Annotated in this window: 16 protein-coding genes; 8 read left to right on the top strand and 8 right to left on the bottom strand. The window is 46.9% G+C overall.

Annotation, left to right across the window (positions count from 1 at the left end):
- Window positions 1–16: 16 nt before the first annotated feature.
- The 3 genes from ACMUEV_RS04815 to ACMUEV_RS04805 are packed head-to-tail and all read right to left on the bottom strand — an operon-like array spanning window position 17 to window position 4,861.
- Window positions 17–745: a response regulator transcription factor gene (locus tag ACMUEV_RS04815; protein WP_017290409.1), complete on the bottom strand. Its 729-nt coding sequence runs from the start codon at window positions 743–745 to the stop codon at window positions 17–19.
- Window positions 723–1,853, bottom strand: a complete 1,131-nt coding sequence (locus ACMUEV_RS04810; protein WP_190653453.1) for an ATP-binding protein — start codon at window positions 1,851–1,853, stop codon at window positions 723–725. Before ACMUEV_RS04810 ends, ACMUEV_RS04815 begins: the two co-directional genes overlap by 23 nt.
- Before the next feature lie 2 nt (window positions 1,854–1,855).
- Complete coding sequence (locus ACMUEV_RS04805; protein ID WP_190653454.1) at window positions 1,856–4,861, bottom strand: PAS domain S-box protein; 3,006 nt, start codon at window positions 4,859–4,861, stop codon at window positions 1,856–1,858.
- 191 nt (window positions 4,862–5,052) lie between these two features.
- Here ACMUEV_RS04805 and ACMUEV_RS04800 point away from each other — a divergent pair, with 191 nt between their 5' ends.
- Window positions 5,053–6,318, top strand: a complete 1,266-nt coding sequence (locus ACMUEV_RS04800) for an FAD-binding oxidoreductase (protein WP_190653455.1) — start codon at window positions 5,053–5,055, stop codon at window positions 6,316–6,318.
- Between the two features lie 2 nt (window positions 6,319–6,320).
- A complete protein-coding gene (gene glcF / locus ACMUEV_RS04795) occupies window positions 6,321–7,649 on the top strand; it encodes a glycolate oxidase subunit GlcF (RefSeq protein WP_190653456.1) in 1,329 nt (442 codons plus the stop codon).
- A 53-nt stretch (window positions 7,650–7,702) separates the two neighbouring features.
- On the opposite strand, the gene ACMUEV_RS04790 is transcribed toward glcF, so the two are convergent.
- Window positions 7,703–8,407 carry a Crp/Fnr family transcriptional regulator gene (locus ACMUEV_RS04790; protein ID WP_017290414.1) on the bottom strand — a complete coding sequence of 235 codons (705 nt, stop codon included), beginning with the start codon at window positions 8,405–8,407 and terminating at the stop codon, window positions 7,703–7,705.
- 374 nt (window positions 8,408–8,781) lie between these two features.
- Here ACMUEV_RS04790 and ACMUEV_RS04785 point away from each other — a divergent pair, with 374 nt between their 5' ends.
- The 3 genes from ACMUEV_RS04785 (at window position 8,782) to pgsA (ending at window position 11,345) form a co-directional block, all read left to right on the top strand.
- Window positions 8,782–9,840 (top strand): hypothetical protein, encoded by a 1,059-nt coding sequence (locus ACMUEV_RS04785; protein WP_190653457.1) that lies wholly within the window; start codon window positions 8,782–8,784, stop codon window positions 9,838–9,840.
- Window positions 9,841–10,019: 179 nt separating this feature from the next.
- A complete protein-coding gene (locus ACMUEV_RS04780; RefSeq protein ID WP_190653545.1) occupies window positions 10,020–10,736 on the top strand; it encodes a sugar transferase in 717 nt (238 codons plus the stop codon).
- An 87-nt stretch (window positions 10,737–10,823) separates the two neighbouring features.
- Window positions 10,824–11,345 (top strand): CDP-diacylglycerol--glycerol-3-phosphate 3-phosphatidyltransferase, encoded by a 522-nt coding sequence (gene pgsA / locus ACMUEV_RS04775; RefSeq protein ID WP_190653458.1) that lies wholly within the window; start codon window positions 10,824–10,826, stop codon window positions 11,343–11,345.
- Between the two features lie 19 nt (window positions 11,346–11,364).
- On the opposite strand, the gene ACMUEV_RS04770 is transcribed toward pgsA, so the two are convergent.
- Both ACMUEV_RS04770 and ACMUEV_RS04765 read right to left on the bottom strand, forming a co-directional pair.
- Complete coding sequence (locus ACMUEV_RS04770; RefSeq protein WP_190653459.1) at window positions 11,365–13,437, bottom strand: GAF domain-containing protein; 2,073 nt, start codon at window positions 13,435–13,437, stop codon at window positions 11,365–11,367.
- A 109-nt stretch (window positions 13,438–13,546) separates the two neighbouring features.
- Window positions 13,547–14,452, bottom strand: a complete 906-nt coding sequence (locus ACMUEV_RS04765; RefSeq protein ID WP_242044839.1) for a ChaN family lipoprotein — start codon at window positions 14,450–14,452, stop codon at window positions 13,547–13,549.
- A gap of 121 nt (window positions 14,453–14,573) precedes the next feature.
- Between ACMUEV_RS04765 and ACMUEV_RS04760 the strand changes: the two genes are divergently transcribed.
- The 3 genes from ACMUEV_RS04760 (at window position 14,574) to ACMUEV_RS04750 (ending at window position 17,457) form a co-directional block, all read left to right on the top strand.
- Window positions 14,574–14,873 carry a hypothetical protein gene (locus ACMUEV_RS04760; RefSeq protein ID WP_017290419.1) on the top strand — a complete coding sequence of 100 codons (300 nt, stop codon included), beginning with the start codon at window positions 14,574–14,576 and terminating at the stop codon, window positions 14,871–14,873.
- 114 nt (window positions 14,874–14,987) lie between these two features.
- A complete protein-coding gene (locus ACMUEV_RS04755; protein ID WP_190653460.1) occupies window positions 14,988–16,295 on the top strand; it encodes a homoserine dehydrogenase in 1,308 nt (435 codons plus the stop codon).
- Window positions 16,296–16,755: 460 nt separating this feature from the next.
- A complete protein-coding gene (locus ACMUEV_RS04750; protein ID WP_190653461.1) occupies window positions 16,756–17,457 on the top strand; it encodes a nuclease-related domain-containing protein in 702 nt (233 codons plus the stop codon).
- Between the two features lie 682 nt (window positions 17,458–18,139).
- Here ACMUEV_RS04750 and ACMUEV_RS04745 read toward each other — a convergent pair.
- Complete coding sequence (locus ACMUEV_RS04745) at window positions 18,140–20,392, bottom strand: glycoside hydrolase family 65 protein (RefSeq protein ID WP_242044841.1); 2,253 nt, start codon at window positions 20,390–20,392, stop codon at window positions 18,140–18,142.
- 293 nt (window positions 20,393–20,685) lie between these two features.
- On the bottom strand, window positions 20,686–20,883 hold the full coding sequence (locus ACMUEV_RS04740; RefSeq protein ID WP_017290424.1) for a ChaB family protein: 198 nt from the start codon (window positions 20,881–20,883) through the stop codon (window positions 20,686–20,688).
- Between the last annotated feature and the right edge of the window lie 98 nt (window positions 20,884–20,981).

Raw genomic sequence — 20,981 nt, 5'->3', positions numbered from 1 at the left:
CAAATTTGCTCAACGACTAGGCAGCCTCAACCAAACTAGCCAAATTACAACACCGCAACAACTCCGCGCTTTCCGGTATCAAATAGTCCTGCAACTTATAAACCTCTTGCAGCACTGCCAACTCCCGCGCGTATTCTCGTTGAACCGTTGCGATCGTCGATTCGTAGCCAATCCGTTCCGTTCTCAACAAATGCAGCGCCATGTTGATATTCGAGAGTGGATTCCGAAGTTCTTGGTAGAAATGATTGAGCAATCCGTCACGCGCCCCTGTGTCACTCGCCGAATCAGGAACTGCCTGATCCACAGGTTCTAAAGTCGCGTCAGCCTTCTGAGGTTGCGAGACTTCAGAGACCTGGCGATATCGCTCTGCCAAAGCCGCATACTTCGCCAAGCGCCCCGTCACAGCACCAAGCAAATCTGTTGCTGTACAAGGCTTTGTCAAATAATCATCCGCGCCTAGCTCCATCCCTTGACGCTGATCGGCTTTTGTTCCGCGAGCGGTCAGAAAAATGAACGGAATCCCTGCCGTATTCGGTGACTTGCGGAGTTGTGAGAGAACTGAGAAACCATCGAGATCGGGCATCGTCACATCACACAAAATCAAATCTGGATGATGTTCTTGAGCCAGTTGCACCCCGACGTTACCGTTTTCTCCCCCAATCCCATGAAATCCTTCGGCTTCCAGCAAATCTAAAATCGATTCCCGAACCGTCTGTTCGTCTTCAATAACGAGGATTGTTTTCATGCTTGGACTGTCTGTTTAACGGTAGCGTGACTGTAAACAGAGTTCCCTGATTCTCTTCGCTTTCTACAGTAATGGTTCCACCGTGTAGATCGACGCACTGTTTGACGATCGACAATCCTAAGCCCGTTCCTGGAATCGATCTCGCATTGCTCGCCCGATAAAATGACTGAAACAAGTCAGCTTGATCCCCACTAGGAATGCCAATTCCATAATCCTGAACCCAGAAAATTGCGGTTTGATGGTTCACGCTCAGTTTAAATTCGACAATTTCTCCTTTTGGAGAATATTTCACCGCGTTCGAGAGCAAATTGGTCAAAATGTGGCGCAGTAAGCGATCGTCTACACAAAATAACGAATCGCTCGGCTCAGAGGAGCGGTGTGAGAACTGAATTGATCGCTTTTCCTCGATATGAAACTCGTCTACTAATTCCTGGCAAAACTGAACTAAATTGATCGGTTGCGGAGAGAATTGCAGCTTTCCAGATTCGGTTTCGCCGACAGTCAGCACATTCGATAAAAGCTGATTCATGCGTTTGACCGACCCTTGAATGCGTTCGAGGTAAGTCTCTTTCTTTTGATCGCTGAGTTGAGTTCCGTAGCGTTGAAGTAACTCAGTTGAAAACAGAATCGTATTTAACGGATTGCGAAATTCATGGGAAACCACTGAAACAAATCGAGACTTGAGTTCGCTCATTTCTCGCTCCTTTTCCAGGGCGGCTCGAACTGCTGTTTCAGCTTTATGTCGCGAGAGCGCAATCTCGATCGTGGTGACTAACTCTCGATCTTCAAAGGGCTTCAAGATATAACCAAAGGGTTGAGACTGTTTCGCGCGAGATAGCGTATTTTCGTCTGCATGAGCGGTTAAAAACACGACAGGGAGCCGCCACTTTTGGCGAATTTGTTCAGCCGTTTCAACCCCATCCATTTCGCCATGTAAGCGAATATCCATCAGCACAAGATCGGGTTGAAAATTTGCCGTATCATCTAGAGCCTCTTCTGAAGTCGCCGCGATCGACACCACTTGATACCCTGCTGATTGCAAACTCGTTTGAATATCCAGCGCAATAATACTCTCATCTTCTACAATTAACACCCTAGCAGTAGACATATCTAAACCCTGATCTTCTGTTCCATAAAGCACATCGTATACTGAACGCCCGAATTGCTTGTGAGGTCTATCTCCCCTCGAAGCTGTCGAATGAGAGAGCAGACAAGCTGCAAACCAAGCGATTTTGTATTACGGAAATCGAGGTCTGAAGGAAATCCTCGACCATTGTCACCGACGATAAGTTGATATCGGAGTGATTCGTGGGCATCAACTTCTTGCGCCTGAAGTTTGATATAGATCTCGCCAGGCTCACCAACTGGGAATGCATATTTCAGAGCATTGGAAACCAGCTCATTGATAATCAGACCGCAAGGAATCGCGGTATCGATACTTAGCCTGACATCCTGGACATCTAACCGGAGTTGAATGGCACGCGAATGTGCGGAATAAGACCGAAATAGAGCCGTCACCAGACTTTGAATATACTCTGAAAAATTAGTTTTCGCTAGATCTTCAGATTGATAAAGTTTTTCGTGAATTAGTGCCATTGCGCTCACACGATTTTGGCTTTCCTTAAAGACTTCGACAATGCGTTTATCGTCAATGTAGCCTGCTTGTAACTTGAGTAAACTTGACACAACTTGCAGGTTATTTTTGACTCGATGATGAATTTCTTTCAGCATCACTTCTTTTTCTTGCAGCGATGCCCGAATTTGTTCTTCTGCCCGTTTGCGATCGCTAATATCCACGACCGACCCAATCACTTCGACCGATTGATCACTGAGTAATTTCATATCGTCTCGGAGCCAGCGATAAGACCCATCTTGATGCAAGAAACGATACTCGCACGTGGCTCCACCTGTTTCTGTGAGTCGATCGAGATGTTCTAAAACGTTAGGCAAGTCTTCAGGATGAATATGATCAATCCAAAAATGCGGATCTTTGAGATATTGCCAGATCTCATACCCCAATTGCCGCGTGATATTCTCACTTACGAAGGTACAAGCTCGATTCCGTTTCGGCTGGCAGGTATAGATCACAGAAGGACTTGAAGACAGTAGATACTTTAATCTTGCTTGAGTCGCGAGTAATGCTCTTTCTGACCATTTGCGATCGGTAATATCTCGCTGTAGCGCGACAAAGTGAGTCAAAGTCCCACGCGCATCTGAAATCGGCACAATGTTTAAATCTGCCCAGTATTCTGAACCATCTTTGCGATAGTTCATGATCTCGACTTGGATTGCTCTACCTTCGTGCATTGCTTCGCGAATTCGTGCCAATTGCGCCCGATCTGTTCGCTCTCCTTGCAGAATATGTGGCGTTTTTCCAATCACTTCTTCGGGGGTGTAGCCGGTTGATTCGATAAACGCTTCGTTGACATAGCTAATCTTGGGTTCATCAACGTCGGCATTTGTAATAATGACGGCATCATTGCCATTGATCACAACCGACTTAAATAACTTCAAGCGCTCTTCAGCTTTTTGGCGTTCTTCCTGGGCGCGGATTTTTTGCAGCACGATCGACAAATAATTCGATACTTCTGTCAGCGTCTGCGCTTCACAGAAAGACCATTGTTTTGGATAGGCAGCATTGAGTGACAAAATGGCAATCTGATCGGCGGTATGCTGCACTGCAATCATAGCGATCGCGCGTGTTCTGCGCTTGAGCATCTCAGTGGACATAGATGCAAGGGCAGGCTCTTGCAGTACATCTTCGATCAGCACCGGATTCCGTTCGGCAACCAGTGCTAAGTATTGAGGTGTGAGATAAAGTCCTTCTAAGATTCCAGTTAGAGCGGGCATCTCATCGCGCTGTGCAGAATGAAGCACCTTGATCTGCCGCGATTCGATCACGCCATAGAGCACGCGCACCTCTGGAAAGAGTTGTGCGGTTTCGTCGATCGCTAACTTGATCAATGCTTCTACCGACAATCCAGCTGTCGTTCCTTGTGAGAGGCGATTCAACAATTCCAGACAATTTTGCTTCTCAAGCAGGCTTTGCTCGATGCGTCTTCGCTGATTAATTTCTCTTTGTAAATTGATATTGGAGGCTTGAAGTTCGGCGGTACGGGCTGCCACGCGCACTTCTAAATCTTGTTTGGCTCGATACAAGGCTCGTTCAGCTTGGCGCTGAGCCGTGACATCTGTTGCCACTCCGATCATGCCGACGACCTGGTGTTGGGCATTGTAGAGGGGAGTCGCGCGGTTATCAAACGTTACGCCTCCGAAGTCTAAGACAGAACGGTGTTCTTCGCCGCTCAATACGCGATCGATATCCTGAATAATGTTGGGAAACTCTCGATAGAACTCGTAAATCGATTTGCCAACGAGATCGCTAGATTTTAGATTGATCGCGTCTAACCCTTTGCCTTCAGCCAATGTGTAAACGCCGTGTTGATCGATCGCATAGAGAATCGTTGGCGTATTGGTGACAACGGTACGTAATAACCGTTCACTTTCAGTGAGCGCGAGTTGAGCGCAGTATTGTTCTGTAATGTCCCGCGTACTAATGACTCGTCCAATCGTGATTTGATTCAGGCGTAACGGCTTCGAGAATCGCTCCAAAAATCGCCCATCCTTGAACTGGATTACCGCACGATTTTCGATTTCAAAATCTGCGTACTCAGCCTCAATTTGCTGATCTAACGCCTCTGGATTGACCAGCAGTTCACAGGATGCTTTGACAGAATCCCTATCGTTCTGCATGGGATGGTCTAAAAGCCCCCATTGTTGGCGAAATTTTTGATTGAGGCTGAGGATTTTACCGTCACAGTCGATCGCTAAAAGTCCATCGGTAATCGATTCAAGGACTGCTTGCGTCAATTCTAGAGAGTGTTTTAACCCAGTAGAGTCATTACGTTGGGTTGCATTTTGGAGGGCTGCTTCAGCTTGCTGCCGAGCGGCTCTCTCTTGGCGGAGTTCTTGCTGAAGGGCAACTATGGTCGATTCGAGTTGGGTAAAAGTCGAGTGGAGAAGCTCGATCGTAGAGGGTTCCGCGAGATTAGTATCTGAGCGGTTCAAAAGGTCGCGAAGTTGAGTCAGGGTTGGCGGCGCATCAATCTGGTGCATCGATCGTTCCAAAGAATAAAAAAAGGCAAACCAAGAATTTCAGAATTCACATGAAATTCAGACGAGTTTTCTCATGTTTGCCTTTTGCCTTGAACATAAGCGCATTATTCCCTAGATAATGGGATCTGAACCGAATTTTTCTCATAAAGCTCTCACTATTTTCCCGTACGGGCACTTACGTAAATTATCGGATGCAAGCAGTTCTTCAAACACTCGGCTCTATTTCAGAAATTCGGTCTTGGCAAGATTTGACCGAATGTCAGCAGACACAACTCTCGCGATCGCTGGTTCATCCAGATCGGATTTATTGGGTTTCTCCCGCGACGATCGAGGAATTGGGCGCGATTGTCGCCTGTGCCTATCAACATCAATGGCGAATTTTACCCTGTGGTCATGCGACCAAGTTGCATTGGGGCGGAGTGATCGATGAAGTGACCCTGGTTGTAAGTACCGAAAAGCTCGATCGCTTAGTCGAACATGCAGAAGGCGACCTGACGGTGACGACTGAAGTTGGAATTTCGTTTGCGCAATTGCAAGCGATCGTGGGAAAAGTCGGTCAATTTTGTGCGATCGATCCGCAATTTCGCGATCGGGCAACGCTCGGCGGAATTATTGCAACTGCAGATACTGGATCGCTCAGACATCGCTACAACAGCGTGCGCGACATGCTACTGGGCATTACATTTGTTCGCTACGATGGTGAAATTGTCAAAGCAGGCGGACGAGTCGTGAAAAATGTGGCAGGGTACGATCTGATGAAGCTCCTCACCGGATCGTATGGCACGCTCGGAATTCTGGCGCAGGCGACGCTGCGAGTTTATCCCATCCCAGCAAATACCCAATCAATTCTGGTTTATGGTGATTCAGATTCACTAGCACAAGCGGCTCAAACGCTGTTAAGTTCAGCGTTGACTCCGACCAGTGTTGATCTGCTCTCAAACTCGCTCACGGAGAAATCTACGGTGGGCTTACTCGTTCGGTTTCAGAGCATTCCTGAAAGCGTGAATTTACAGATTCAGCGGCTCACAGAAGTCGCAACTGCCCTAGGCTTATTCGTTTCAGATGCAGATCTATGGCAGACATTCCAGGATCGTATGGATGTCTCTGACCAAAGGAACACAATTGTTTGCAAAATAGGAGTTAGACCGTCGAGCGCAGTGACAGTTTTGGATCAACTCGCATCCATTTTGCCTGCTGCGAAAGTGGTGATTCATGCCGGAAGCGGCATCGGGCAGTTGAGTGTCCCTGATGCGCGCTCCACGCAAATTCTCGAAGCCCGATCGATTTGTGCCGCGAGTGGAGGATATCTATCTGTGTTGCAAGGCTCGATCGCGTTTAAGCAACAGCTTGATGTTTGGGGTTATTCTGGCAATGCTCTGAACGTGATGCAGCGCGTCAAAGCTCAATTTGATCCGCAAACCCTGTTTAGTCCTCATCGTTTTGTCGGCGGAATTTAAGAATGCAAACTTCTAACCCAGCGAAAAATTCTGGCGGCTTCGATGCCCAAAATCCTCCTGATCCGAAGCTGATCGATTCTTGTGTGCATTGTGGCTTTTGTCTATCAACCTGCCCCAGTTACCGGGTCATCGGTAAAGAAATGGATTCGCCCAGAGGACGAATTTATTTGATGGATGGGATCAACGAAGGTGAGATTCCACTGAACCCCGCAACGATTCAGCATTTTGATTCGTGTTTGGGCTGTTTGGCTTGCGTCACGACTTGTCCGTCGGGGGTGCAATATGACCAGCTCATTGCCGCGACTCGTCCGCAGGTGGAGCGACAAGATGCGCGATCGCTGCCGCAAAAGCTGTTACGCCAATTTATTTTCTCGGTCTTTCCTTATCCGAATCGGATGCGGGCGTTGCTGCGACCGTTGGGCATTTATCAGAAGTCGGGATTACAAAAAATCGTCAGATCGATGGGATTTTTGAGCGCGATCGCGCCTCAACTGTCTGCGATGGAAGCAATTCTGCCAGATATTCCAGCGAAAGCGTTTACCGATACCATTCCGGCTCTCATTCCTGCCCAAGGCGAAAAACGCTATCGAGTCGGAATGCTGCTCGGCTGTGTGCAGAGATTATTTAATCCAGAGGTCAACGATGCGACTGTGCGGGTTTTAACCGCAAACGGCTGTGAAGTCCTTGTGCCCCAAACTCAAGGCTGTTGTGGCGCGCTGTCTCATCACCAAGGGCAAGAAGAACAGGCGAAACACTTTGCCCGCCAGATGATTGATACCTTTGCCAATACTGAGGTTGATGCCGTTTTGGTCAATGCCTCCGGGTGCGGTCATACGCTGAAAGAATATGGTCACATTCTGCAAGACGATCCGAATTATGCAGAGCCAGCAAAGGCCTTTGTTAAAAAGGTGAAAGATGTGCAAGAATTTCTTGCCGAAGTCGGCTTAACGGCAAAGCTTTCTCCCCTACAAGAACAGCCGCTAACTCTGGTTTACCAGGATGCTTGCCATATGCTGCACGGTCAAAAGATCAGCGTTCAACCTCGACAACTGCTCAGAAAGATTCCGGGCGTACAATTGCGTGAACCCATCGATGCTGCACTCTGCTGTGGAAGTGCTGGCATCTACAATATTCTTCAGCCAGAAGTGGCGAATGAGTTAGGGCAGCAAAAGGTTGAGAATTTAACGAATACAGGTGCGAGTGTCATCGCATCGGCAAATATTGGCTGTTATGTGCAAATTTCTCGACATTTGAAACTGCAGGGCAAAGCAGTTCCGGTGCTGCATCCGATGCAATTGTTAGATTATTCGATTCGCGGCATTCAGCTATAAAAAAGCTCCAAGATTTCTCAAATCTTGGAGCCTTAAAATCTTGACGCATGATGCTAAATCATGAGCCGTTCTAGAGCATGAGCATCGGGAATGCACAGCACATCTCGATCTCGCACGATCAGTCCTTTTTTCTCTAACTTGCTCAACACTCGCGTTACTGTCTCACGTGCTAATCCACTCAAACTACTGAGTTCTCGATGCGGTAAGTTTGGAATTTCTGTTCCAGATGGACTGCGCTTCCCTTGACCATCCGCTAAGAACAACAGAATGTCCGCGACCCGCGATGTACTATCCGACTCGCGCAATCTCAAGCGTCGATTCACTTGGCGCAACCGTCGCGCCATTAATTGCGCCAACCGAATTCCGGCTTCTGGCTCAGACCCTAACAATTGCACAAAATCTTGAGCGGGCATATTGCCAATCACGGTGGGAGCCAGCGTAATCACATCGGTCGATCGCGGAACTTCATCGAGCGGAGCCATTTCGCCAAATAGCTCACCTTTGCCCAAAATATTCAGGGTGACTTCTTTGCCATCTAGGTTATAGGTGCGAATCTTCACCCAACCGCTGAGAATGAAGTAGACCGAGCTACCCCAATCATTCTCTAGCAGGATCACTTGATTCGCAGGATGGTTTCGCATGACGACATGGGCGATCGCTTTTTCGATCGCACTTTCAGGCAACCCCTCAAAGAACGGGGCTGAGCGGATCGAAGCGTTAATCGTCGTGTCGCGGAGAGTTGTGAATCGGTCTTCCATTGAGGGTATAACCAGAGTGCGGCATGAAAATGAGCGCGAGATGACCCAAATGACATAATGAGGGACGAGGCTAGAATGCCCATTCACCTCAACGATTGCACAGCCGCGCTCCTCAGCAATTTAGACATATTTTAGATGGTTTGTAGAATTTGGCATGAATTTAGCCAAATTCGTCACCCGCCAAACCGCAAAATCTAAAATTCAACCTGAAAATTCTCCTGATTTTGGCGTAAAGCTTTGTTTCGTGAAATAGAACGATCGTGTAATTCCCTGTAACACTGGCAACAGATGACGCAGTTCGGGCAACCTTAAAGATAAGTTGAGAGTCAAGCCAAGTCCGGTCTTGCCGAATTTTTACTCAAGGGTTTTTTGTTGTGACTGCTAATCAAGATCAAATTCAGCGTTTGCTGACGGAAGTGCAAGATGTTCTCGCTCAGCGGAGTCCTCGATTGCCTTGGGGATCTGCGGCACAAATTGCCCGGCAGCGCCAAGTTCTCAAACAAGTTCGAGCTTATTTAGAAGCCGTATTATCGCACCTCAATCAAGCCGATCAGACGACGAAAACTGAGGCTCAAGCTCAGGATGTCATGCAATCTGTGATCCAAGAAATGAATGCTTTGCGATCGACCCTGCTACATCCACTGCACGCTGAAGTTGCAACCTTAATGCAGCAGCGAAACGCGCTCACCAAAGAAATTCGTCAACTCGAAGCACATCGCCAAATGCTAGAGCAACCCGCGCCGACTGAAGCAGTTTCGCAACCTGGTCTACCTGATGTGAATCAAGCTGATCAAGCGCTGACGACTTTAGATACAACTCTGCATGTCGTCTTTGAATCTCTGCAAAAAGACATTCAGGCGTATCAGGATTCTCTGTCCCAAGGTATCGATAAACTGCATAGTCTGGGACAGCAGAGTGAAGCGATGTTTTCTGGAATTGTCGGGCGATTGGCAGCCCAGATGGGGCGAGATGCCTCGACCTTTCTACAAGCCTCTGACCCCTCCATTTCACCAGAGGCTTTCAGGATGCCTTATGCCGGGACTGAATTCGTCCCGAATCAGATCAAGTCGGAACGATCGTCCTCGCTTGAAACCATTACTGTATTGACTCAACTCATTGATCAATTAGAAGTAGAAGTCGATGAATTTCCACTGTCGATTCCAGCGGCCCCGCCTCAAAACGGGATCAGCAGTGGTCGGGACATCCCATCTGACCTCAAAAGTCTGTTTCAGGCGGGTTCACCCAAGGTTGAACCGACGATCGATGCAATGGCTTATTCCGAGTTGAGCCAAGAAACCACGTTAGAACAGTTAAATCCGTCTGTCCCTCACTCGTCTCAGAGCACTCCGAGTGCTGAGGAACCCATTATTTTCACCTTGGAGGGCATCGAAAATTTATTTCTTGAGGAATCGAAAAATCCGCCTAATGGCTGAGTTGGAAGCGTTTCATCACTGAAAAGGCGGATTTTCCCTTATCAACATTCAAACTTCATACAATTGAGCGGCAGTTCAAAGTTTAGACAAACCCTTACGGGATGTCAGGTTCGGGATCAGTAGGCATGAATATAGTGACAGATGAGTTCTCCGAATCCTACTACCTGGCTATCTCCGTGATGACGTTTACTGAACTTCCTCCCTCCCACTTTCCTGCTTCTCATCTCAATTCTCAAGAAGGTGCCTCAGCGCGCCATGCCCTCCGCTTAAGTCCTGAAGTCCGTCTACCTCATGCTTCAGTGCAGAGTAAACTCAAGCGTACGATCGACATCTTAGGCGCTGCGGTTGGCTTATTGATCACAGGCTTGATTTTGATTCCGATTGCGATCGCGATCCAAATTGATAATCCGGGCAAAGTCTTCTACAGCCAAATTCGTTGCGGTGTAAATGGTCGTCCGTTCCGTATCTGGAAATTTCGCTCGATGGTGACGAATGCCGAGAATTTGAAGCATCTGGTTCAGAATGAGGCGAAGGGCAATATCTTCAAGAGCAAAGACGATCCGAGAATTACTCGGGTAGGTAAGTTTTTACGTCGCACTAGCTTAGATGAGTTTCCGCAATTCTGGAATGTGTTGCGAGGTGAAATGAGTCTGGTTGGAACCCGTCCGCCGACCGTTGACGAAGTGAAAGCCTATGAAGCACATCACTGGAAACGCTTGAGAGTGAAACCCGGCATTACGGGAGAATGGCAGGCAAACGGGCGCTCTAATGTCAGCGATTTTGAAAGCATCGTCGAAATGGATTTGGAATATCAGCGCAAATGGTCAGTACTCTACGATTTGCAATTAATTTTCAAGACGGTTGCAGTTGTCCTCAAGAAGGATGGTGCTTGTTAAGGCTTGCCAGCGTTCGGTAACTCCTTTAGCTTGATAATTGGGAGAGTCCTGTTTGGATTCTTCCAATTTTTTTATGTCAATCGTTTTATGAATCTGCCAACTTGGATTACAGTGTCGCGCCTGCTCGGTGTGCCGATTTTGCTCTATGGCTTGCAGTCTCCGACGATCGAGACTCGCTGGATAATGGTCGGGGTTTTTCTCATTGCTGCTGGAACCGATTGGGTCGATGGCTATCTGGCGCGAAAGCTCAATCAAGTGACGGATTTAGGTAAATTTCTCGATCCCTTGGTGGATAAACTCTTGGTGCTGGCTCCTTTACTCTCGTTGGTAGAATTGCAGCAGATTCCGGCTTGGGGAGTGTTTATGATTTTGGCGCGGGAATTGACGATCGCAGGATGGCGCGTTGATCCGAATCTGCAAAAATCGGTGCAAGGAGCAAATTTCTGGGGCAAGCTCAAAACGGTGAGTCAGATTGCTGCGATCGCACTGCTCATCGCACCCCTTTCTAAAGAATGGCAGAGTCTAGCGGTCAGCCTTTTCTGGGTTTCGGTTGCTTTAACCTGGATTTCAGGAGCAATTTACCTCCTTCCCGAAAAAGCTAAAGAGTAGATCAATTCGGCAGGGCAGACTAAGAGTCTATGGGTAACTTACAGGGTAATCGCATGGTGAATTCAACCCCTTGATCTGGATTGGGCGTACAGACAAGACTGCCCCTATGTTTTTCAACCACAATTTGTCGAGAGATGGCTAAGCCTAACCCTGTTCCTTTGCTAACGGGTTTCGTCGTGAAGAAGTGATCAAAAATCTTAGTTGCGGTATCGGGTGCTAGCCCAATTCCATTATCCCGAATCCGGATTTCAACTTGATCGGAGTCATAGGGTTGAGTCGTGATCCAAAGCGTCGGTGAAGGTTGATCCGAATTGCCAAGTTTTCCACAGGAGATCGCTTCTTCGATCGCATCGAGAGAATTCGCGACAAGGTTCATAAACACTTGATTGAGTTGCGCTGGATAGCTTTCGATTTGAGGAAGTTCGCCATAGTTTTTGATCACTTCAATTGTGATATCGCTACAAGTTTTGAGGCGATGTCCCAAAATCAGCAACGTGCTATCGATGCCTTCATGAAGATCCACAACTTTAACTAAGGCTTCATCTAACCGTGAAAAATTACGCAGCGATAGAACAATTTGTTTGATCCGATCGGTTCCAACTTCCATCGAAGCAATGGTCTTGGGAAAATCTTCCAGAATAAAGTCGATGTCTAATGCTTCAATGTGCTGACGTAATGCTTTGAGATCCGTTTCAGAAGTCGGATCCAGTTGTTGATATAACCGAACGAGAGTCAGGAGATCTTGAGCGTATCCCTTGACATGCCCGATATTGCCGTGAATGAAGTTGACTGGATTGTTGATTTCATGGGCAACTCCAGCGACCAATTGTCCCAGACTTGCCATTTTTTCATTTTGGATGAGTTGTATCTGCGACTGTTGTAGTTCTTCTAGGGTCTCTTTAAGTTCGGTTGCCTGAGCTTGAATTTGGCGTACAAAATCGGCTTGTTGTAGCGCAATACCAAGTTGTTCGCCAATCTGGGCAAGCAGTTCAATTTCATCCGCTTGCCACTGTCGAGGTGCAGCATTTTGAAATGTTGTCAGAAGCCCCCAGAGACGTTCGCCATCAAAAATGGGCGCGATCGCGTACGCTCTGGCTTGAAATTCTTCGAGGAGTGCAATATGGCAGTCTGAATGTCCCGCTTCATAAATATCGGGCACAGCGAAGGTTTCGTTCTTTGCGTAACGTCCGCCCTGTGTTTCCATTAAGTGCGTATCTTCAATGGTTGGGGACACACCAACAAGCGGCTTCCAGTCTTCTGCAACTGACTCAAATAAGAAGTTGCCGCTCCAATCCGAGTTAAAGCGATAGATACTGACTCGATCTGCTGTGAGCAATTGCCGCACTTCATCACAAGCGATTTGACAAATCGCCGCAAAATCGAAAGATTGTCGAATGCGATTGGTAATTTTGACTAAAGTTTTTTGGTAGAGCAGTGCTTTGGTTTGAGCTTTGGTTTCGGCGAGTAAAGCGGTTTGATTGGTGATTTGTTCGAGTTGTTCTGCCTGTTGTAAGGCGATCGCAAAGTGATTGGCAATTTTACGAACAAATTCGATTTCTGAAAGTTGCCAACGACGAGGGCCACTGCATTGATGAACACAGAGAAATCCCCAGAGTTCCATCCCTTTGAGCACAGGGACGATGAGTTTGGCACGCACTTGAAATTGCTCAAGAAGCTTAATATGACAATCACTAAATTCAGCCGTGTAAATATCGGCAACTGCTTGCACTGTGCTCTGAGTATGGTGAGCAGCAAATTGGGAGATGAAACAGGAATCATAGGCTTGAGCAGCAAGGGCTGAGGGAAATCCTGCCGCGACATCTTCTGCCACAAACTTGCCTTTGTTTACCTCATTGTCTGCGAAGAACCGTAATACACCAACCCGATCGACATTAAGTAACTGTCGAATCTCTATCGCCGTAGTGTTGAAAATCTCTTCTAAATCAAGCGAGGAACGGATTCGATCAATAATGCCGTTTAATACTTCCGCTTGTTCAATCTGCTGAAAGATTTGATCTGTACAGGTGGAGAGTTGATAAGCGGCTTGTTTGAGAGCGCTAAAGTGTTGATCGGGCACAGGTAAATTCTGCATTCAGCGGGTTTTGGTAATAACTTGCACTTTTACAAGCTTTCCCCAAGGAGAAATCGTTCTTACAAGAGCGCGCAATTAGAATTCTCAGCGTTCAGCTTTATATATTCATTTAGTTTTTCCAGAAATAGTCTGCGATCGCACTTTCTTGCAAAAGCTCTTCTGAAGGATTCAAGAGAACAATCGATTGCTTGATATTCGGCAGACGGCGTGCGACGCGGTTAGGAATTCCATCTCCATAAACGACATGACCTTGACCTGCGAGGACGACCATTTGTCGATCGGGATTTTTTCTCAAAAATTGCGCGATCGCGTCTGCCATCGTTTCGTCCCATAAAACTTGAGCTTCAAAAAATCGTTCAAATCCGCGATTGTTGCCTTTTCGGCTGTGAAAGCTATCGAATATTGTGCGGAGGCGATCGCGATATCGAGTTGGCTCAAGGCGAATTTCAGCAATGGGGGCAATGTAGCGCTGCTCTTGCGGTGTCAGACTGTTCAGCCCTTGACGCGAAACTTTGCGAGTCACTTCAGTCGGCGCATTCAAAGCCACGATCGGGAGCTGGTTTTCTTTGGCGAAGGCAACGATCGGCGCATAAAACTCCCAGGGGAACCCCCATCGCTGATCGTATTCGGTGGATTCTCGCAGCGCTTCCTCGGTTATCGCTCCTGCAAGATAGCGATCTAAGCCTGATTGAAATGGGCGTTGAAACATTTCGAGACCGATCGCTAACTTAGGATTCTGCTGATGTAAAGCTTTCAGCAATTCTATTTGAGCTTGGTGATCTTCCTTGCTGTCATGAGTTTCGCCTAGATATATCACTCTCGACTTGGCGAGTTGCTGGATCACGGTTTGAGGGTCAAGCTGTGATTGAGTTGGAGTACTAACGGAAACCTCAGTAGAAATGGGTTGAGCACAAGCGGGTGCAATCCAGAGAACTAGCAAACTTAGGGATAAAGCGCACCCGGTTGTGAAAAAATTTCTTGCCATGAGCGATCGTAGACAAACTGCTCTCATCATGCCGTAGATTGCTCGTGCTTTTCTACCTTAAGGTACCGTCGGGCTACCTCGATCGAGGGAATTTTGCCGACCTTGATCGAGCTACTGTCAGAAACAGATAACATTTTTGGGGCGAATCGATATGGCAACCGATCCAAAAGCAGCAGAACCAGGAAAAGGGGCAGCAGGAAACGACCATTGGGCAGTTCAGACTGCACAGCCGACCGATGTCAATCCACCCGATGAGCGGATTCCGTCTGGAGTAGATGTAGAGCGGAATGTGCATGATCTTGAGGCAGCAGTCGAAGCTGAGGCGGAGACTGATTTGAAAACGACAGACGGCTATGTGATTACTGAATCGGGTCAAATCAACAATTTCGCAGTTGAGCCACCGATCTATTACGAAGATAACAGCGGCAATCGAGTAGACTTACCTGATTAATTCGTTTTTAGCCCAGTTGATGAAAATAGCGCGATCGCCTAAAGCGCGATCGCGGTTTCTTCAGGGTCTTCCCTTCCCATAAAATGGAAGATCTGTTGTAGTGGGAAAAAAGCTGTGGCGTTTAAAGTCGGTTTATTAGGATTGGGAACAGTCGGACTTGGAACAGTCGAAATTCTGAGCGATCCGGCTCAGCGTCACCCTTTAGTACAAGAATTAGTCATTCATAAAGTGGGCGTGCGATCGCTCGATAAGCCTCGTGATCCTCGGATTCCTAAAGAAATTCTCACAACGGATTTAGAGTCGATCGTGACCGATCCAGAAATTGATATTGTGATCGAAGTGATGGGTGGGTTAGAGCCTGCTCGATCGTTAATGCTGAAAGCAATTCAGCACAAAAAGCATGTTGTGACGGCAAACAAAGCCGCGATCGCAAAATTCGGCGATGAGATTTTTACAGCAGCGACAGAAGCAGGAGTGCATGTCTTGTTAGAAGCCGCAGTTGGGGGCGGAATTCCTGTGATTGCTCCGATTAAACAGTCGCTTTGCTCGAATCGGATTCGCACGGTCACAGGTATCATCAATGGAACCACGAACTATATTCTGACGCGGATGCAGCTTGAGGGCGGCGATTTTGCTGAAATTCTCGCGGATGCCCAAAAGCTTGGATATGCTGAGGCTGATCCGACTGCCGATGTCGATGGATTAGATGCAGCGGATAAGATCGCGATTTTGGCATCTTTGGCGTTTGGCGGACGGATCAAATTGCCAGAGGTCTATTGTGAAGGGATTCGCCATGTGAGCGCGATCGAGATTGGCTATGCCGAGAAGTTAGGGTTTGTGATTAAACTGTTGGCGATCGCGAAACGGAAAGCGAGTGAAGAGGAGCTTGAGGTAAGAGTTCATCCAACGTTAGTTCCAAAAGCTCACCCCTTGGCAAGTGTAAATGATGTATATAACGCAATCTTGATCGAAGGCGATCCGGTTGGACAGGTGATGTTTTTCGGGCGGGGTGCGGGCGCAGGACCGACAGCAAGTGCTGTAGTTGCAGATGTCTTGAACATTGCTGCCTTGTTGAAGACCGATCTATCAGAGCTAGCAGGTCAGCCTCCAATTCTTGATCCTTTAATCGCTTGTGCGCATCAGCATTACTGTGCGATCGCACCCATGTCAGATCTCTATACGCGCTTTTATGCTCGTTTTCTGACTCGGGATTATCCAGGGGTGATTGGGAAGATTGGAACTTGCTTTGGCGATCACGAAGTCAGCTTGGAATCAGTGGTGCAAGCAGGGTTCCGAGATGGAGCCGCAGAAATTGTGGTTGTAACGCATGAAGTTCAAGAAGGAAATTTCCGCAATGCGCTGAAAGAAATTGAGGAGATGAAGGAGATCGAAAAAGTCGCTAGTGTTCTACGTGTTCTTTAGACAGCGTAATCAAACTGCCCAGGATGTTGCTCAAAATCTTTTATCTTTTGAGAAAGCTAGAGGAGTGCGATCGCGTCTTAAGGATCAAGCGGATTTCGTACTCCTCTACTACCCTGATTTAAAACATAAGTGTAAATCATTGTCATCTTGACATCCTTTTGGTTAAATCACTTGGCACGAATTGCATGAATTGATTCAAGCGCAATACCTGCTGGTACAGAAACAGCAAGGCACTGAAAGCCTTATTTGAATGCATCTGGTTCAATGCTTATCCGGTAAGTGTGGTTGAACAGGATCTGAGATAGAGGAGTACAAGCAAAAAATACTGAAAAATTCTGTCTAGTTACTCTGAGTCTGAGGAGGGGTAATATGCGGAATGTGAGTCGATCTAATAATCCACTAGCAAATCTGTCATAGGTTTGTCTGATTATAAAATTCTCAAAGCTCCAACTAAGGTTCTATGTCAAAACGGGGTCGGCGGGCAGGGCAAAATATACGTGAACTTGCACGAAAAAGGCGAGGCAAAGCAGTTATCTCTTTTGTTGAAGCAGGACTCTTCATATTCGTGCCACTTTTATTAGTTCGACCCTTGGATAACTTTGTAAAGGCAATTACATCTAATAATCTTCCTCAGTCACAGCCAGCATTCAATATACTTCTTATCTTCTATGTAATGCTGATTGCCAGTGCTTTAGGTCTCATAGTGAATGGAATTTCTCTATGGAAGCGAGCAAATCATGCTGATCAAGGTGCTCAAGGAGAAGAAGATGTTAGCAGGGAATTGTCTCAACTTAAGTACGAGGGATGGGAAATCGAGTACGGTATGCGTTTAGGGAATAGACTTGGTGATGCTGATATTGTGTGTATCTCACCTCAAGAAAAAGCATATGTGATTGATGTGAAATCTCATAGAGGTGAAGTGAGCGTTGATGGCGAACAACTTTGCCGTCGAATGGGAAAGACAAGCTATCCGTTTGAGAAAGACTTTATTAGCCAAGCGATGAAGCAAGCTTTACAGGTAAAAAAGCAAAAGAACTTAAAATTTGTGACCCCAATCATAGCGTTTTCTGAAGCTAAGGTATCTGTATCATCTAACCAATTGCGTAAGGTGTATGTCGTTGAAAAATCCAGATTGGTATCCCTTTTGAAGTCTCTAGATTAATCCCTATGCAAGCTAACACTTCACGTTAGCAGACGGACAAAAGTCGCTTATGGAGTTGCCAAGGTTATCTTATCGCCGCTGTGTTTTGCCGTTAGATTGTTCATCTTCGGTTAGGTGTAGTTGAAAGCATATCTGTAAATACCAATGTTTAAGTAAGCGGAAAACTTTGGTTCCTAGGCATAATTACTAAGCTTACCTAAGTTCGGGATAAGGCATAAGCCAAGAAAGGGGCAAACTTGATAGGCTGAAAATGCTAAAACTTCACGCCCAGTTTGCCCTCATGCCTAGTCTAGAAGAACTGTTCTGCTCCGTCGATGACTTCTGCACAAGCTTTGAACCGCAATGGAAGCGGATTGATTGCGTATTGCCATCAACCCAAGAAGCCGTCCATTGCACTTGACCACAATCTCCTGATTCCGGCTTAACCCGAACTGACGTGACTTAGGTGGAAAGATTCGGGCTAAGTGCCTCAAAATGGGATCTTAGGCGGAAGCTTTCAGTCCAAATAATAGTTCCACGAGAACTGGATATATATACATGTTATCTATTGGAAACACTACATCCGCCCAGTTCTGTAGAACATTTCGCTGGAACCGACACGCTGAAAATAGTCGTAAGGTTAACCGCACAACTCACTAAAGTGAGTGTTGCTTGATTAACTCGGTGCAGTTCAACTCAATCGTTACGCAGAAGCAAAATGGCTCTGCATCGATTGCTCAACCGCTTCACACAGCACACCTGTCTGCGACAAATCGAATTCATACCATTGGTCTTGCCAACAGAGGCGGAACTTCAATCTTGTCCAATGAGCAGGCAAACTCGGACAAGCGACAGGACCTAAGTCTGTTAAGCGAATTCCTGCAAATCCAAACACGATCGCTTGCCAAAGCCCACCTGCTGAAGCCGCATGAACTCCTTCTGAAGCATTGCCTCGCACATCTTCGAGATCCACTAATGCTGCTTGCATAAAATGCTGATACGCTTCATCCACGTGAGACAAACCACACGCTAAAATCGCATGGACGGCTGGTCCCAGAGATGAGCCATAGGTATGGTCAGTACGCGGCACATAGTAATTCCAGTTTGCCTGCAACGTCTCATGATCAAACTGCTGCCGCAAGAGATACAACATCATCAACACATCAGGCTGCTTGAGAATCTGACGCTGATTGGTCGGTTCAATGCCTAATAATGCTTGCATCGATTGCGATCGCGGTTCGTACTCTTGAAGATTCACATCGATCAAATCGAAGAACCCGTCAAACTGCTCGATCAGCTTGGTTTCAGGGTCAGGATAAATTGTTAGAGATTGCGCGATCGTACCCCAAGTTTTAAGCTCCTCTAGAGTCAAATTTAACTTCTGACGCAATCGCAATGCTGTTTCCGGATACGATTTCGCGAGCCAATCCCACACCATTCGCGCAGAGCGTAAATTAAATTGCGCCATTGCATTCGTAAACGCATTATTGTTGCAATGCTCATGATTTTCATCAGGACCAATCACATCTAAAAGCTCATAGCGTCTCCCCGTCCATTTGACAGCACTTGCCCAGAACTTTGCCGTTTCAATGAGAATCTCTGCTCCACAGTTCCTCATCCAATCGTGATCGCCTGTGATCTGCCAGTATTGCCAAACCGCATAAGCAACATCCGCAGTAATGTGATGTTCAATGTCACCACACCAAATCCGAATCAATTCTCCTTTCGCACCCGGAACCCATCGCGGGGTTACTTCATCGCCTGTTGCTGCGCTCTCCCACGCATACATTGCACCTTGATAGCCTGCTTCTCTCGCTTTCCGGCGTGCTCCTGCTAACGTGTTATAGCGATAGGTCAGAAGATTTTCTGCGATCGCGGGCTGCGTCAAGGCAAAAAACGGCACGATAAAAATCTCTGTGTCCCAAAAAACGTGCCCTCGGTATGCAAAGCCCGACAGCGTTTTTGCAGGAATGCTCACACGATTATCGTGACGCGGAGCTGCAATCATGAGTTGAAAAAGATTGTAGCGAATACTAATCTGCGCTGTTAAATCGCCTTCAATGACCACATCACTGTTCTGCCAAGTGATTCCCCAAGCCAGCAGATGTGCTGCAAAGAGCGTTTGATAACTGGGCGACTTTGCTAGTCGTCGAAGTGCTACCGTCAGCGGAAATTCTATATCACGCGAGGTATAGATCGAAACGACTTTTTCAGCAATCACAGTTTGATTCGGTGCGATCGTCGTTGCAGCCATTAATGTGTTCGCGCAATCACGAACTGGAATCGTTTCATCAGCTTTCGTGACGGTTAGTTTTGCGGCTAGTCCTAATTGCAGCCCAGTATGCAACGTCTGGGTCGATAACCACATTAAATTGTTCAGACTGCCCGTTTTCAGGGTCATCCAATGCGGAATGGTCACCGTCGTCGGATGCGCTTCAAATCCAGCCTCGATTTCTACTGAACCGGAAAAGTCGATCGAGGTAACATGTACCCGCATTGCCATGACATGTCGATCAGACAGACTACAAAACCGCTCAAATCGAAATGCAAAGTGATGACCGCTTGGACTACGCCATTGCACCGTACGCGTCAGCAAGCCTGCTTTCAAATTCAAGCGTCGCTCGTAGTTGAGAATTGCTCCATGATCAAGTTGAAACTTTTCACCGTCTAACTTGATGACCAAAGGCAACCAATTTGGACAGTTGACTAATTCCGTTTGCACGATCGGAGCATTATCAAACATCCCATGAATTAAAGTTGCGGACTGATCGCCAGGAAATCCTTCTTCAAAGCTCCCCCGTGTTCCTAAATATCCATTCCCGATCGTAAAGACAGTTTCCTGAGCATGAAGTTTTTCAGGATTGAGCGCTGTTTCGAGAATGTTCCAACTCTCTGTATCTGAAGTGACGTGATCAAACTGAGCTGTATTCAATTGCGACATTGAAACCGTAGGCATAACCGAAGACCTTTGAACTTGCAGGACAATAAATCGCACGCTTGGGGTAGATGGAGCGATCGAACAGATCACGAGTCGGTTATGCGGCTATCGATTCTAGGAGTGATTAACTCGCAAAATGTCTACCTTCATCTCTCCATTGATAGAGTTACGCAATGAATCTAAAAAATACGGACGAAGGTGTTATTCGATATAAAGCGAAATATTTTTAAATTTTGTGAACAAAACTAAATCAATGCAAAAAGCCCTCACCTGTTTGCACAAGCGAAGGCTTCGGATTCAGTTGAGCTTAATTACAGGACTTCAGCAATTTCACTATTTGGGCTGAATGCTTGGCTTCTAATCGCGCTCCAAGCAATTTGATGAGCCTTAGACTCCTCTCCATACCATTGAAGGGCAGAGTTAAATGCTACTCGATAAAAGTGTTGAGCCGGTTCAGAAAGGCGATCGCGAACACTATCCGGTAGTTCACGATTACTTTGGTACGACATTCAAGCCGCCTCCAGGAGATTGGATATCTTCGAGTATCCCCGCAATCTGGCAGTAAATCGCCTGCCCTGCGGAATATCTTTAGATTTTGGGTCAATTA

Source organism: Leptolyngbya sp. FACHB-1624 (assembly GCF_047649235.1).
GTDB classification, from domain to species: Bacteria; Cyanobacteriota; Cyanobacteriia; order Leptolyngbyales; family Leptolyngbyaceae; genus Leptolyngbya; species Leptolyngbya boryana.
The sequence above is the reverse complement of the archived record's forward strand: the minus strand, read 5'-3'. Positions and strand labels throughout refer to the sequence as shown.

Coding starts and splice junctions, on each gene's coding strand:
- ACMUEV_RS04740 (WP_017290424.1), bottom strand. CDS start 20,883: ATGTCGTACCAAAGTAATCGTGAACTACCGGATAGTGTTCGCGATCGC.
- ACMUEV_RS04780 (WP_190653545.1), top strand. CDS start 10,020: ATGACGTTTACTGAACTTCCTCCCTCCCACTTTCCTGCTTCTCATCTC.
- pgsA (WP_190653458.1), top strand. CDS start 10,824: ATGAATCTGCCAACTTGGATTACAGTGTCGCGCCTGCTCGGTGTGCCG.
- ACMUEV_RS04770 (WP_190653459.1), bottom strand. CDS start 13,437: ATGCAGAATTTACCTGTGCCCGATCAACACTTTAGCGCTCTCAAACAA.
- glcF (WP_190653456.1), top strand. CDS start 6,321: ATGCAAACTTCTAACCCAGCGAAAAATTCTGGCGGCTTCGATGCCCAA.
- ACMUEV_RS04790 (WP_017290414.1), bottom strand. CDS start 8,407: ATGGAAGACCGATTCACAACTCTCCGCGACACGACGATTAACGCTTCG.
- ACMUEV_RS04815 (WP_017290409.1), bottom strand. CDS start 745: ATGAAAACAATCCTCGTTATTGAAGACGAACAGACGGTTCGGGAATCG.
- ACMUEV_RS04800 (WP_190653455.1), top strand. CDS start 5,053: ATGCAAGCAGTTCTTCAAACACTCGGCTCTATTTCAGAAATTCGGTCT.
- ACMUEV_RS04750 (WP_190653461.1), top strand. CDS start 16,756: ATGTCAAAACGGGGTCGGCGGGCAGGGCAAAATATACGTGAACTTGCA.
- ACMUEV_RS04810 (WP_190653453.1), bottom strand. CDS start 1,853: ATGTCTACTGCTAGGGTGTTAATTGTAGAAGATGAGAGTATTATTGCG.
- ACMUEV_RS04745 (WP_242044841.1), bottom strand. CDS start 20,392: ATGCCTACGGTTTCAATGTCGCAATTGAATACAGCTCAGTTTGATCAC.
- ACMUEV_RS04805 (WP_190653454.1), bottom strand. CDS start 4,861: ATGCACCAGATTGATGCGCCGCCAACCCTGACTCAACTTCGCGACCTT.
- ACMUEV_RS04760 (WP_017290419.1), top strand. CDS start 14,574: ATGGCAACCGATCCAAAAGCAGCAGAACCAGGAAAAGGGGCAGCAGGA.
- ACMUEV_RS04765 (WP_242044839.1), bottom strand. CDS start 14,452: ATGATGAGAGCAGTTTGTCTACGATCGCTCATGGCAAGAAATTTTTTC.